The organism is Betaproteobacteria bacterium (assembly GCA_016709965.1).
Classification (GTDB): domain Bacteria; phylum Pseudomonadota; class Gammaproteobacteria; order Burkholderiales; family Rhodocyclaceae; genus Azonexus; species Azonexus amarohabitans.
Map to the genome: position 1 here is coordinate 57,653 of JADJLT010000004.1, position 11,835 is coordinate 69,487.

At 59.9% G+C, this 11,835-nt stretch carries 14 protein-coding genes; 7 read left to right on the top strand and 7 right to left on the bottom strand.

Features of this window, described 5'->3' with window-relative positions; all coding sequences use genetic code 11:
* Positions 1-271: 271 nt before the first annotated feature.
* From IPJ12_13955 to IPJ12_13975, 5 genes are read right to left on the bottom strand one after another with little or no spacing between them, the layout of a single operon-like run.
* Positions 272-865, bottom strand: a complete 594-nt coding sequence (locus tag IPJ12_13955) for a hypothetical protein (GenBank protein ID MBK7648227.1) — start codon at positions 863-865, stop codon at positions 272-274.
* A complete protein-coding gene (gene amrS / locus IPJ12_13960) occupies positions 862-1,956 on the bottom strand; it encodes an AmmeMemoRadiSam system radical SAM enzyme (GenBank protein MBK7648228.1) in 1,095 nt (364 codons plus the stop codon). The genes IPJ12_13955 and amrS overlap by 4 nt, the downstream gene beginning before the upstream one ends.
* Entirely contained in the window at positions 1,950-2,498 is a 549-nt protein-coding gene (gene amrA / locus IPJ12_13965) for an AmmeMemoRadiSam system protein A (protein MBK7648229.1), read from the bottom strand. Before amrA ends, amrS begins: the two co-directional genes overlap by 7 nt.
* The gene (gene amrB, locus IPJ12_13970) at positions 2,491-3,291 is read right to left on the bottom strand and encodes an AmmeMemoRadiSam system protein B (protein MBK7648230.1); all 801 of its coding nucleotides are present in this window, start codon (positions 3,289-3,291) and stop codon (positions 2,491-2,493) included. Before amrB ends, amrA begins: the two co-directional genes overlap by 8 nt.
* Positions 3,292-3,301: 10 nt before the next feature.
* Positions 3,302-4,558, bottom strand: a complete 1,257-nt coding sequence (locus IPJ12_13975) for an MgtC/SapB family protein (GenBank protein ID MBK7648231.1) — start codon at positions 4,556-4,558, stop codon at positions 3,302-3,304.
* Between the two features lie 41 nt (positions 4,559-4,599).
* Here IPJ12_13975 and IPJ12_13980 point away from each other — a divergent pair, with 41 nt between their 5' ends.
* The 6 genes from IPJ12_13980 to IPJ12_14005 all read left to right on the top strand — a co-directional run bounded on the left by IPJ12_13980 (position 4,600) and on the right by IPJ12_14005 (position 9,069).
* Positions 4,600-5,286, top strand: coding sequence for a 2-C-methyl-D-erythritol 4-phosphate cytidylyltransferase (locus IPJ12_13980; GenBank protein ID MBK7648232.1), 687 nt, complete (start codon positions 4,600-4,602; stop codon positions 5,284-5,286).
* Positions 5,283-5,765 (top strand): 2-C-methyl-D-erythritol 2,4-cyclodiphosphate synthase, encoded by a 483-nt coding sequence (locus tag IPJ12_13985; protein MBK7648233.1) that lies wholly within the window; start codon positions 5,283-5,285, stop codon positions 5,763-5,765. The genes IPJ12_13980 and IPJ12_13985 overlap by 4 nt, the downstream gene beginning before the upstream one ends.
* A gap of 15 nt (positions 5,766-5,780) precedes the next feature.
* A complete protein-coding gene (locus tag IPJ12_13990; protein MBK7648234.1) occupies positions 5,781-6,215 on the top strand; it encodes a hypothetical protein in 435 nt (144 codons plus the stop codon).
* Positions 6,216-6,294: 79 nt separating this feature from the next.
* Entirely contained in the window at positions 6,295-6,906 is a 612-nt protein-coding gene (thpR, locus tag IPJ12_13995; protein ID MBK7648235.1) for an RNA 2',3'-cyclic phosphodiesterase, read from the top strand.
* A complete protein-coding gene (locus tag IPJ12_14000; protein MBK7648236.1) occupies positions 6,899-7,567 on the top strand; it encodes a 2'-5' RNA ligase family protein in 669 nt (222 codons plus the stop codon). Before thpR ends, IPJ12_14000 begins: the two co-directional genes overlap by 8 nt.
* Positions 7,568-7,734: 167 nt before the next feature.
* On the top strand, positions 7,735-9,069 hold the full coding sequence (locus tag IPJ12_14005; protein MBK7648237.1) for a malonyl-CoA decarboxylase: 1,335 nt from the start codon (positions 7,735-7,737) through the stop codon (positions 9,067-9,069).
* Between the two features lie 111 nt (positions 9,070-9,180).
* Here the strand turns inward: IPJ12_14005 and IPJ12_14010 are convergent, their stop codons facing one another.
* Together IPJ12_14010 and IPJ12_14015 are read right to left on the bottom strand one after the other, a co-directional pair.
* Entirely contained in the window at positions 9,181-9,672 is a 492-nt protein-coding gene (locus IPJ12_14010; GenBank protein MBK7648238.1) for a hypothetical protein, read from the bottom strand.
* A 252-nt stretch (positions 9,673-9,924) separates the two neighbouring features.
* Positions 9,925-10,842: a LysR family transcriptional regulator gene (locus IPJ12_14015; GenBank protein MBK7648239.1), complete on the bottom strand. Its 918-nt coding sequence runs from the start codon at positions 10,840-10,842 to the stop codon at positions 9,925-9,927.
* Between the two features lie 93 nt (positions 10,843-10,935).
* Between IPJ12_14015 and IPJ12_14020 the strand changes: the two genes are divergently transcribed.
* Positions 10,936-11,715 (top strand): sulfite exporter TauE/SafE family protein, encoded by a 780-nt coding sequence (locus IPJ12_14020; protein ID MBK7648240.1) that lies wholly within the window; start codon positions 10,936-10,938, stop codon positions 11,713-11,715.
* Positions 11,716-11,835: the final 120 nt, after the last annotated feature.

Consider the following 11,835-nt stretch of genomic DNA (forward strand, 5'->3'; position numbering starts at 1 on the left):
TACCAGCCGGGGCTTTTTCGGGTTCACTGGCCTCAACGAAGTAGCCACAAAGCGGGCATTTGAAACCGGGCGGGCAGTCATGTTCCCGGGCGCATTGACCTTGAGTCTGATCTGTCAGGACCATTTCGCGTACCGCTTCGCAGCGGCTAATCGGGGCGTCAAAGAATGACATCGGAGTCTCCTTGTTTTTAGTGTGGGTATATTCAGTCTAGTCGGGATGTCAGCGATTACCATGAATGAATAAAAATACACGCAGCCATCATTGTCATGCTCAGTGTTCAAGGTGCCGCGAGAGCCACATTGTCAGATGCTGAGCAAGGTCTTCGCCAGGTGCCAACAAGTACATTTCATGCATGCCAAGTAGATGCGAGTCGGCTCGCTGGCAGGCGGTCTGGCCAAAACTGTCGTCAATGTCGAAGAGCATGAGCAAGGGTGCGACCAGCAAGTCGAGCGCCTGAGCGCCGGCACGGTCAATCAGGCCGCCGTGGCAGACCAGTGCTTTGACTTGCGTATCGCGCTGGGCGGTGGCGCGGATGGCAGCCGGGGCGACATCGCCACTGGTGAAGATGGCGAGCGTGAGTGTCTGCATGTCGCCATCGCTGCGAATCAGATCAAGGATATCGATCAGGCGTGTGGTGAGGCGCGGGACGTTTTGCGTGGCGTCAACAAACTGCATTTCCTGGGCCGTCAGTAGTTCCATCGTGAAAGTCGCGTAACCACTATCAAAACAATTCGCAGCGATGCTGATGTCAGCTTCGGTGTGATGCGATCGGACAATCAGAAGCAGCCCGCGTGGGGTGCCCGGGCATTCAAGCTGGCCATGCAGCGATCCATGCGGGGTTTGCAGCGTGATATGGCGATTCATCGGGATAGCTGGACGGGAATACGGAAGGGGCCGAAGGCACTGCCGTCACGGCCGAGTGTTTTGCCAAAATGACCGGCGATGGCCGTTTGGCAATGTGGACAATGCCCTTCGGCGCTCAGGTCGTAGCGCCGAATATCGTACCAGTCGCGAACAATCAGCGCGGCATGGCAATTCGGGCAGAAGGTGGTGCCGCCTTCGCTGTCGTGAACGTTGCCGGTGAAAACGTAGTGCAAGCCTGCATCAAGCGCGATGCGACGGGCTTGTGTCAGGCTGGCCGGCGGGGTGGGCGGAATGTCGCTCATCTTCCAGTCGGGATGGAACGCCGAGAAATGCAAGGGCACGTCCGGCCCGAGTTCTTTGGCTACCCAGGTAGCCAGTTCGTTGATTTCCTGAGGGCTGTCATTCTGGCCGGGGATTAGTAATGTCGTGATTTCCAGCCAGCACTCGGTTTCGTGGTGGATGTAGGCCAAGGTGTCGAGTACAGGCTGCAGGCGGGCGACACAGAGCTTGTGATAGAAATTGTCGGTGAAGGCCTTGAGGTCCACGTTGGCCGCATCCATGACCGCGAAGAATTCACGGGCCGGCTCCGGGTGGATATAGCCGGCAGTGACTGCCACATTGCGGATGCCCAATTCGCGGCAGGCGAGTGCTGTGTCGATGGCGTATTCGGCAAAGATGACCGGGTCGTTATAGGTGTAGGCCACTGCATCCGCGCCGTAATCTCTTGCGGCCCGTGCGATATCCTGCGGGCTGGCGCTGTCCATCAGGCGGTCCATGTCCTTCGATTTTGATATATCCCAGTTCTGGCAGAACTTGCAGGCGAGGTTACAGCCAGCCGTGCCGAAGGAAAGGATGCTGCTGCCGGGATAAAAATGGTTGAGCGGCTTTTTCTCGATGGGGTCGATGCAGAAGCCGGATGAGCGGCCATAGGTCGTCAGTTGCATGGCGCCATTGACCATCTGGCGGACAAAGCAGGCGCCGCGCTGGCCTTCGTGCAACTGGCAGTCACGCGGGCAGAGATCGCATTGCACGCGGCCGTCGGGCAGGGCGTGCCACCAGCGGGCGGGGTGGAGGGATTCGGCGGTCAACATGAATTTTCCTTCCATTTTTGAACCTGATAACGCTCAAGATGGACGTCCGGCCCCCAGTAATTGGCTGGCAGGCCGGATTTTTGTTTCAGGTGAGCCATGAAACTGACCGGATCGGGTAATTGTTCCCAGACCTGCGGCAGAAAGGTGGATCGGTGATTTCCTGCGGTGAAAATGACGCCATCGATTTCCGGCCTGAGCTGGGCCAGGGCATCAGCTTCGCTGGTGAATGACATTGCTTCAGCCGGGGTTAGCAGTGAAACTTCGACGCGGGTGTTCGGCAACTCTTCAGCATTCAAAGGCTTGAAACGAGGGTCACGGAAGGCGGCGGCGAGGGCGTTTTCATGCACGTCCTTGAGCACTGGCCGCCAGGCTTCCAGGCTGCCAATGCAACCACGCAGGTTGCCATGCTGGGTCAAGGTGACAAAGGTGGCGCCTTTTTCGTGCAGTTCCGGGCGATCCGCGTATGCCTTTGTCGGTTGTCCCAACCGGGCGTTGATGGCATTGCGGGCCAATGCCAGCAGGGTCTCTCCAATATCAGGCATGGCCCACCACCGGAAAACTGAAGGAGGCATAGCCGACCACCCGGTTTCGGTCGCCCGCGGTATCGCCGGAATTGCACATGCTGAGCAGCGTGGGAGTCAGGCCGCGCTGGCGGGCTGCGAGCAGCAGGCCATTGATCGGAAAGGCACCACAGGCCTGCTCTGGACGGATGTGGCAGTCGAGTTGAAGGATGTGCTGACAGGTGTCGCGGTCAACCTGTTGCGCAGTCCCGTAGGGCAGGAAATGCGACAGGTCTGAACTGACGACGATCAGTATTTCCGGGCCATCCCATAACTTATCGAGCACTTCTGCCACGGCTTCGGCCGTCGCTTCGCCAACCGCAAGCGGGACCAGCGTGAATTGTTCGAGCACGCGCTGCAGGAAGGGCAGGTGTACCTCGATCGAGTGTTCAAAGGCATGCACCTTGTCGCTGAAAACGATTTGCGGCAGGTTGGCGATGGCGGCAATGCCCGGTGCGTCGAGCCGGATGGTGCCGAGCGGCGTCGAAAATGCCTCGGCTTCGGGGAGGGCGATGCCGTTGACTGCCACCCGGTGCGTCGGCCCGAGCAGGATGACGCGGTGGATAAGCTTGGCCCACGGCTTAAGCGTGGCGTAGGCGATGGCCGCTGTCGAGCCGGAATAGACGTAGCCGGCGTGAGGCACGATCAGGGCCTTCGGTTGGGCAACTGTGTCGTTTTGTGTATTGGCGAGCAGTTGGTCGATGGTTGCAGACAGCTCGCCGGCGTCCGCAGGGTAGAACATGCCGGCAACGGCAGGAGGGCGGGTATTGATCATGGTCTACTCCTTAAATGAGCATCAATCCGGCAGCCATGCCGACGCCGATGCCGAGCAGGCCGGGCAGGGCGTGGCGGGCCAGCTTGCTGCCACCGATACTGAGCACCAGCCCGATCTTGAAGATCAGGTTGGCCGCCAGGGCCAGGGTTACAGCGATGACGGCATCGCCTCCGGCCAGTTTTTCCAGATTGAACAGATGCAAGGTGGACAATACGCTTGCATCAGCATCGGTCAGGCCGGATACCACCGCAACGATGAACAGGCCGCTATTGCCGGCGATATCCTGCAACCAGGCAGAGGCCAGCAGCACGAAGGCATAGAGCAGGCCGAAAGAGATGGCGGTCTTCAATTCGGTCGGGTTGCTGACTTCCGGCATCGGCAAGGCACCAGCACTGGCCAGGGCGCGCCAGCTATAGGCTGTCAAGGCGATGCCGGGCACGATACCGCAGGCGAAAACGGTGACGATGGGCAGGATCAGGGATGGCGCGACGATGCTGGCGATGATGCCGATACGGATCATCACCATGACGTTGGCGATCAGGATGACGATGGCCGACATGCGAACGAGGTCGGCGTGGGCGCGGGCGTGCCGGGAAAACATCATGGTGGTGGCGGTGGACGAGGCCAAGCCGCCGAAAATGCCAAGCAGCGCAGCACCGTAGCGGGTGCCGACAATACGCAATGCAAGGTAACCAGCCAGCGCGAGGCCGGAAATCAGCACCACCATGTACCAGATCTGCCGTGGATTGATGGCGTTGTAGGGGCCGAAATCCTCGCTCGGCAGAATGGGCAGAATGACCAGCGACAGCACAGCGAATTGCAGGATGGAGTTGATATCCTTCGGCGTGGTGCTCTCGCTGAACTGGCGAAGTTCCGCCTTGAAATAAAGCAGCACGGTCGTTGTGATGGCGAGCATGACCGCCAGCGTCGCGTAGCCGAACCAGACGGCCGCACCCAGACCGTAGGTGATTATGATGGCGGCCTCCGACGTGAAGCCGCGATATTGCTCTTCCTGCTGGGCAGAAAAATTCGAGGCAACCATGCTCCCCGAGGTGACGAGCAGCCCGGCCACCAGTAGCCAGGGTCCGCCTGTTTTTTCGCCAAGCAGCGCAAACAGGCAACCGAGCATCGCCACCAGGGCAAAGGTGCGCAAGCCGGCGGCGGCGTCCGGACGCCGTTCGCGTTCCATGCCGATGAGCAGGCCGATACCGAGCGCCGTCGAAAATGCCTCGACAGGCACAGCCAGTTCGGGAACGACGAAGCTCATGCGATTCCTCTTTTGTCTGCGTTCTTAAGTAAAATTAAGCCATGCCACGCCATTACGCAATCGTTCCCGCTGCCGGCAGCGGTTCCCGCTTCGGTGCCGAGAAGCCCAAACAGTATCTCGAACTGCTCGGTCGCCCCCTGATATTTCATGCACTGGCCGCCCTGACCGCCTGCCCGGCTATCGAACGCGTCTGGGTCGTGCTGGCACCGGACGACCCTTGGTGGCCGCAATATGACTGGAGTGCCCTCGGCTCGAAGCTCGAAACCGTGCGTTGTGGTGGCGCTACGCGTGCTGAGAGTGTGACCAACGGCTTGCGGGCAGCGTCCATGGTCGCTGCAGACGACGACTGGATTCTGGTGCACGACGCCGCCCGGCCATGCCTGTCGGCCGCCATGCTCGAAGCCCTGTTTGCCGAACTGGCCAACGACCCGGTCGGCGGCATCCTTGCCGTGCCGGTCGCCGATACGCTCAAACGGGCCGATGGCGAGCAACGCGTCGCCGCCACCGAGCCGCGCGATGGTTTGTGGCAAGCGCAGACGCCGCAGATGTTCCGCTACGGTCAACTGGAAAAAGCGCTCAAAAATGAAAATTCCGTGACCGACGAAGCCGGTGCCATCGAAGCGCTCGGCCTCAAGCCAAAACTGGTGCGCGCCGATTCGACCAATCTGAAAGTCACCTATCCGGCCGATCTTGCCTTGGCCGCCATGATCCTGAGGGCACGCAAATGAATTTCCGCGTCGGGCAGGGCTACGATGTGCACAAGCTGGTCGAGGGCAGAAAGCTGATTCTCGGCGGTGTCGAAATCCCGCATCCAACCGGTCTGCTCGGTCATTCCGATGCCGACGCGCTGCTCCACGCGATTACCGATGCGCTGCTCGGCGCCGTTGCGCTGGGCGACATCGGCCGCCATTTTCCCGATACCGACCCCCGCTACAAGGGCGCCGACAGTCGGGTATTGCTGCGTGGCGCGGTGGCCTTGCTGGCCGAAAAAGGCTGGCGACCGGTCAATGTCGACGCCACCCTGATCGCCCAGCAACCCAAGCTGGCGCCGCACGCCGCCGCCATGGTCGTCAATGTCGCAGCCGACCTCGGCATCCCGGTCGATTGCGTCAATATCAAAGGCAAGACCAACGAACGTCTGGGCTACCTGGGGCGTGAAGAAGCCATCGAAGCGCAGGCCGTCGTGCTGGTGGAACGTGTCGGCTGACTAGCAAAACAGCCCATGAGTCATTGCTGCTCCGCATCCGCCTGTGAAAACACGCAGCTGAAAAAACAGTGTTGCCCAGTGAATGGCAACGAATGCTCGGAAGTGTCAGCGCGAACTATTTCGCACCACATCCATGATGCTTGGCATTGGCAACCATCCGCCCATCGCTATTTTTTCTGCGATGACCCTGCGTGTGATGTTGTTTACTTCGGTGACAACGGTTCAATCATTTTCAGGTCACAATTAAGAACTCGAGTTGGCATCAAGGATTTATCGAACGATAGTCTCCTGTGCTACTGCTTCGGTGTCACAAAAGGCGATTTTCTGGCCGATCCAGCAACCAAGGATTTCGTCATAGCCCAGACCAAGGCAGGTTTGTGCGCATGCGATACCCATAATCCTTCGGGACGATGCTGCTTGAAAGATTTTCCCAAGCCTGTTGGAGAGTGACGGCAGCACACAACTGCGCGACAAAGGCTGACAAGCGGATAATTTCGACTGGGCAACAGCACTGAGATAGGGTGGTCAAATTAACGCGATTCCGAAAACGCCGACTGAAGGTCGCCAGCAAAATGCCGTCAAGCCGGCTACGGCGAGGGTTTTCTTTGCCCTCTGGCCAACCGCGGCGCTGGCGGATCAGCTGGGACGGGTTGCTCGCGACGCCGCTGCCCGATTTGGCGGTCGGGCCACCCGGCCGGACAGCATTCATCTGACGCTCGCCTTTCTCGGCAATGTGCCCGAGTCGCGTTTGGCTGAACTGGCGGTTAGCGCTGCTGGCATCCGGGCAGCAGGCTTTACTCTGACTATTGATCGGCTCGATTTTTGGGTGCGCAACCATCTTTTGTGGGCAGGTTGTTCGGCGCCACCTGGCCTTCTGGCTCAGCTGGCCGTCGATTTGCGCGAGATGCTGAGCGCCGCTGGCTTCAAGGCCGGGCGGACGGCAGGCGTATTTTCACCACATGTTTCGCTGGTTCGCCGGGTGCCGGAGGGGGCGGGGGCGTCTGATCTTTGTCCGCTGCCGATGGGTGAGTTGCGCTGGCCGTGCTCCCGTTTCGTGCTGGTTCGCTCGCAGCTGACGGCGACCGGTAGCGAATACCGGATCATCGGCGAATTTCCATTGCACGGGGAATCACATGAGTGACGGGCTGAGCCTGATTGAAGGCGCGCATACCTTGCGCAACGTTTGCCGCGATTTTCCGGAATGGCATCGGGGCCGCTCACCCTATGTTTTCTGGGCGCTCGATGTCGATTTTCCGGCGGTTCGGGCGCAGGTAAAGCGGGCTGGCGATCATCTGAGTGGTCTGTTGCTCGACAGCTATTCGCGGCAGCCGCATGTAACGCTTGAGCTGTGCGGCTTTCCGTCACACGCACCTGCGGGTGACGACGAGTTTAGCAAAGAGATGATTGATCGCCAGTGTTCTGCCTTGCGCGCGGCGCAAGTGCCAGCTTTCGAGATCATCATCGGTGGCTTGGCCAGCTTTTCATCGGCGCCGTTTTTGCAAGTGGCTGATTTTGCCGGGCGGATTGCGGCGGTGCGCAATTGCCTCGCGGTCGATGGCCGGCATCGCCTGCTTGGCCGTTATGTGCCGCACGTGACGGTCGGGTTGTATGCTGATGCATGGCCGGTGACGAACATTGCGGCACGCTTTGGCCAATATGTGGCGGGTGAGCCATCGCATTGCCAAATCGAGCGGGTCAGCCTGATGAGCTATTCGCCATCACTGATCGGTGGCGAACTGAGTGCCGTGGCTGACTTTCATCTGGCTAGTGGCGAGATGCGCTGGCATCGTTCGCTGCCTTGAAGAAATTTCAATTTTGGCCATTTTTTCCGGTCGACCGCAGCAAGCCGAATTGCGCTGGTGGCGGTCACTGCTTACTGCCAGAAAGCCCCGCCGAAATACCTGGGCAGCATGACTGAACTTGATCCCATGCAGCTTCTTTAGGGCAAAATAAAGGCAGGAGGTGAGTTATGGTTGCGAAAGGTCTTGTTGATACATTGCGGTCGATCATCGGTCCCAATACCGAGCGCCATGGCCTCACGACGCGCACGCTGGAACAACTGCGCGTGCAGCTGCGCGAATGCGCCGACGGGCAGGGCGGCGAAGTGTCGGCCCGCGGTCGGGCGGCGCGACTGGCTGAAACCTATCTGCAGCTGAATGAGGACGGGCGATATCGCTTCCTGAAATTGATCGCGGTGGAATTCGGCCCCGATCCCGCCCGCGTGGCGAAGGCGCATGCGGCCTACCAGAAGGCCGTGAGCACGCCGGAGCAGTGGAATGCCGAGGCGGCCATGCGCATGGCGATGCGTTCGTCGCGTACCCGCATACTCACGCAGTTCAACGCCATCCCGCAGGGTGTCAAGTTTCTGGTCGACCTGCGCGCCGATCTGTTGCGTTACCTGGAGAATGACCGCGAACTAGCGGTGCTGGATCGCGAACTGGAATCGCGCCTCTCGGCTTGGTTCGATGTCGGCTTTCTGGAATTGCAGCGGATTACCTGGAACTCCCCGGCGGCCTTGCTTGAAAAGCTGATCGAATACGAGGCGGTGCATGAGATCCGATCCTGGGCCGACCTCAAGAACCGGCTGGATTCCGACCGCCGGCTCTACGGATTCTTTCACCCGCGCATGCCGGCCGAACCGCTGATTTTTGTCGAAGTGGCGCTGACTGATCATCTGGCCGGTAACGTCCAGAGCCTGCTCGATGAACATGCGCCGGTTTTCGATCATCGCAAGGCCGATACGGCGATTTTCTATTCGATCTCCAACACACAGGTCGGTCTGCGTGGGGTGTCCTTCGGCAATTTTCTGCTCAAGCGCGTCATTGACGACCTCAAGCGCGATTTTCCGAAACTTGCCCAGTTCGCCACGTTGTCACCGATGCCCGGTCTGTCTGCGTGGATTCGCAGGAATCCGCAGGTATTGGCCGATTCCGGAATCGAGTTGCCGCTGGATGAACTCTCGGCCGGCACCTGGGCGAGCGACAAGAAGCTGGTCCGCAAATTGAACGACCCGTTGTCACGACTTGGCGCCCGTTATCTGGCCACCGCCAAGCAGGGCGGCGGCGAGAGCGGGCCGCCGGCTGATCCGGTGTCACGTTTCCATCTTGGTAACGGGGCGCGAGTCGAGCGGCTCAATTTTCTGGGTGACGCGTCCGCCAAGGGGTTCCGCCAATCATTCGGGCTGATGGTCAATTATCTGTACAGCCCGGAAGATATCGAAACCAACCTCGAAGCCTTCGCCGGTCAGGGAAGCATCGCGATGTCGGCAGCCGTGCGTCGGCAGGCGAGGACGCCAAAGCCGTAGGCGAGTGACGTGCGGGGTGGCTGACGGGAAAAGCAGATTTCGTTTTTGGCCAAATTTTCCGGTTGACCGCAGCAACTGTCCCGGCTTCTGTGAAGTTTTCGCTTTTGCCGACTAACTGGCCGCTTGCGCCGCATGCTGGTCGGCCAGCGTATTGCCGCGGCATGTCGAGTGGCCCTTGATCCAGGTGATAGCGGCGTTTTTCAGTACGCAGGTCACGCCTTGGCCTTCCAGCATCTGCAATAGCGCCGGGTCCTGCGCGCTTTCCGCCTCCTGAAATCGACGCAGGCGGATCACTGCATCCTGGTTGTCGGAAAACAAGGCAAGCCGGCGACCGGGGAACTGGCGCTGGGCCTCGCCAAGGGCAAACAAGGCAGCCTGCAGTTCAAGTTCATTGCTGCCGATGATGGGCACGGTCTGCGTCGAGACCAGCGCTTCACTCCCCGGCGTGGCAAAGAGGACGGCCGCCAGTCCGCCGTGTCGTTTCTGGCTGGCATCGCTGAAGACCAGCAGATGATCAGCGTACTGTTCGGCGAATCGCAGGGGCAAGGGGCCGGCTGACGGATGGATGACGCGAACTATCTTCTTTTTTCGGCGTTTGGGCATGGGGTAATAGGTTAATCGCAATTGCCCGATCTGCCACGCAGCGAACGGGAAGCGACAAAAATCTGCCCTGAAAAGGCGAAAGCCTCGCACCGGGGGGAGTGCGAGGCTTTCTGGACGGCCGGGGGGAGGGGGTGGGGGTGGGGCCGTCAGGCTGATGTCTGGTCAGCGCATGAGTACAAGATATGGGAGTAAGCCCCTGATTTCAAGTAACCGTTTGCAACAATACGTGTCGCTTTGTGCGGTGCAAAAAAATCACCATGGCGCCTGGCTGGCGGTGATTCGCTGCGGCCCAAAACGGGCGGCGAGGAAATCGAGAAAAACGCGCACCTTGGCTGATAAGTGATGGCGGGTCGGATAGACGGCATGAATGTCGGCAGATGCGCCGACCCACGGTGCCAGCACACGCACGAGGTCGCCACGGCGCAGGTCGGCGGCAATATCCCATTCCGAACGGAGCACGATGCCGTGCCCGGCCAGCGCCCAGTCGACGGCGATCTCACCATGATTGACCGCTAGCGGGCTGCGTACCTTGACCATGGTTTGCTGCTTGCCGTCAGTCAGTTGCCAGTTGTTGAAGGCGCGATCGTTTTCGCGGATCACGATGCAGCGGTGGGCGAGGAGGTCACGCGGTTCGAGCGGGACGCCATGTTGCGCCAGATAGTCCGGTGAGGCGCAGAGCAGGCGGCGATTGGTGGCGATCTTGCGGGCGAGTATGCGACTGTCGGGCGGCATGCCGAAGCGGATGCCGATATCGAGGGCATGTTCGGTGAGGTCGAGTGGACGGTCGGAGAGCTGCAGGATGATCTCGACATCGGGCCAGGTCTTGACGAAGTCGGAAATAAGCGGCGCCAGATGGCGGCGACCGAAGCCGAAACTGGCATTGATGCGCAGCAGGCCGCGCGGTGTGCCACGACTTTCGGACAGGGACCGTTCGAGATTTTCGATGTCACGAAGAATCTGGTCACCATCTTCCAGATAGCGTTCGCCCTCAGGGGTCAGGCTGAGCCGGCGCGTCGTCCGGTTGAGCAGGCGCACCCCCAAGCGCTTTTCCAGCGCGGCCAAGCGGCGACTGACGGCAGGCGGCGTTACACCAATGATCTGGGCAGCCGCGGCCAGACTGGGTTGCCGGGCGAGCAGGCTGAAAAACGCGAGATCCGGAGCGTCGTTCATTCGTGTGTTCAGGTTAATAATCAAGTAATCGATACGCCATTGTAGCTATTGAGAATTTCAATATCATGGGTTTTTTCCTGTTGACCGCAGCAGATGCCCTTACTTCCCCTGAACGACTTCGCATTGACCCTGGCGCTTGGCGCCGCCCTTGGCTTTTTCGGCGGGTTGTTCGGGATTGGTGGCGGCATCATTGCCATTCCTCTGCTGGTGCTTGGCTTCGGCATGGAACAGCCGCTGGCGCAAGGAACGGCGCTGGTCATGATGGTGCCCAACCTGCTCATCGCCTGGTGGCGCTATAGTCGGCGCCATCCGGCTGGTTGGCGGCCTGCATTGATCATTGGTATCTCGGGCACGTTGACGACCTGGCTGCTGGCCCATTTTTCAACCCGGCTTGACCCGCAAATCCTGCGCTGGCTGTTCAGTGGATTTATCTCGGTGCTTGCCCTGCGCATGCTGCTTGCCCGGCATCGCAGTGCTCAGGATGCGGCCGGCGCCATGCCGACCATGAGGGCCTTGCCGCTGATTGGTGCGATGGGTGGCAGTTGCATGGGGCTGCTTGGCATTGGCGGCGGTCTGGTCGCCACGCCTTTGCTGTCTGGCTGGCTGGGTCTTCGCCAGAGCATGGCGCAGAGCTTGTCGCTCGCTCTGGTGGCGCCCAGTTCAATCATCGCGCTGACCACCTATGCCGGTGCCGGGCACGTTGATTGGTCGATGGGCCTGCCACTGGCGGCTGGTGGATTGTTGACGGTCGCTTCCGGCGTCGCGCTGGCTTATCGACTGCCGGAGAAAAGGATGCGAACCTTTTTTGCCTGGATGCTGATGGCGACTGCTGGCTGGCTGGTGATTGGCCCCTTGCTGACGGCGGTTCGCTGATCAACGTTTTAATTGGTCTGGCTTTCTGAAACCTCTGTAAGGTTTTCCATCCATCCATCCGTTCGTGCCCGGAGCCGGCACCTTTCCAGAGATGCATTCAAATTCTTCGTCATAATTGAC

Bases quoted from the DNA above. Each gene is read 5' to 3' on its own strand.
- IPJ12_14020 (MBK7648240.1), top strand. From the start codon at position 10,936: ATGCCCTTACTTCCCCTGAACGACTTCGCATTGACCCTGGCGCTTGGC.
- IPJ12_13975 (MBK7648231.1), bottom strand. From the start codon at position 4,558: ATGAGCTTCGTCGTTCCCGAACTGGCTGTGCCTGTCGAGGCATTTTCG.
- IPJ12_14015 (MBK7648239.1), bottom strand. From the start codon at position 10,842: ATGAACGACGCTCCGGATCTCGCGTTTTTCAGCCTGCTCGCCCGGCAA.
- IPJ12_14010 (MBK7648238.1), bottom strand. From the start codon at position 9,672: ATGCCCAAACGCCGAAAAAAGAAGATAGTTCGCGTCATCCATCCGTCA.
- IPJ12_14005 (MBK7648237.1), top strand. From the start codon at position 7,735: ATGGTTGCGAAAGGTCTTGTTGATACATTGCGGTCGATCATCGGTCCC.
- IPJ12_13980 (MBK7648232.1), top strand. From the start codon at position 4,600: ATGCCACGCCATTACGCAATCGTTCCCGCTGCCGGCAGCGGTTCCCGC.
- IPJ12_13955 (MBK7648227.1), bottom strand. From the start codon at position 865: ATGAATCGCCATATCACGCTGCAAACCCCGCATGGATCGCTGCATGGC.
- IPJ12_13985 (MBK7648233.1), top strand. From the start codon at position 5,283: ATGAATTTCCGCGTCGGGCAGGGCTACGATGTGCACAAGCTGGTCGAG.
- amrS (MBK7648228.1), bottom strand. From the start codon at position 1,956: ATGTTGACCGCCGAATCCCTCCACCCCGCCCGCTGGTGGCACGCCCTG.
- amrB (MBK7648230.1), bottom strand. From the start codon at position 3,291: ATGATCAATACCCGCCCTCCTGCCGTTGCCGGCATGTTCTACCCTGCG.
- IPJ12_13990 (MBK7648234.1), top strand. From the start codon at position 5,781: ATGAGTCATTGCTGCTCCGCATCCGCCTGTGAAAACACGCAGCTGAAA.
- IPJ12_14000 (MBK7648236.1), top strand. From the start codon at position 6,899: ATGAGTGACGGGCTGAGCCTGATTGAAGGCGCGCATACCTTGCGCAAC.
- amrA (MBK7648229.1), bottom strand. From the start codon at position 2,498: ATGCCTGATATTGGAGAGACCCTGCTGGCATTGGCCCGCAATGCCATC.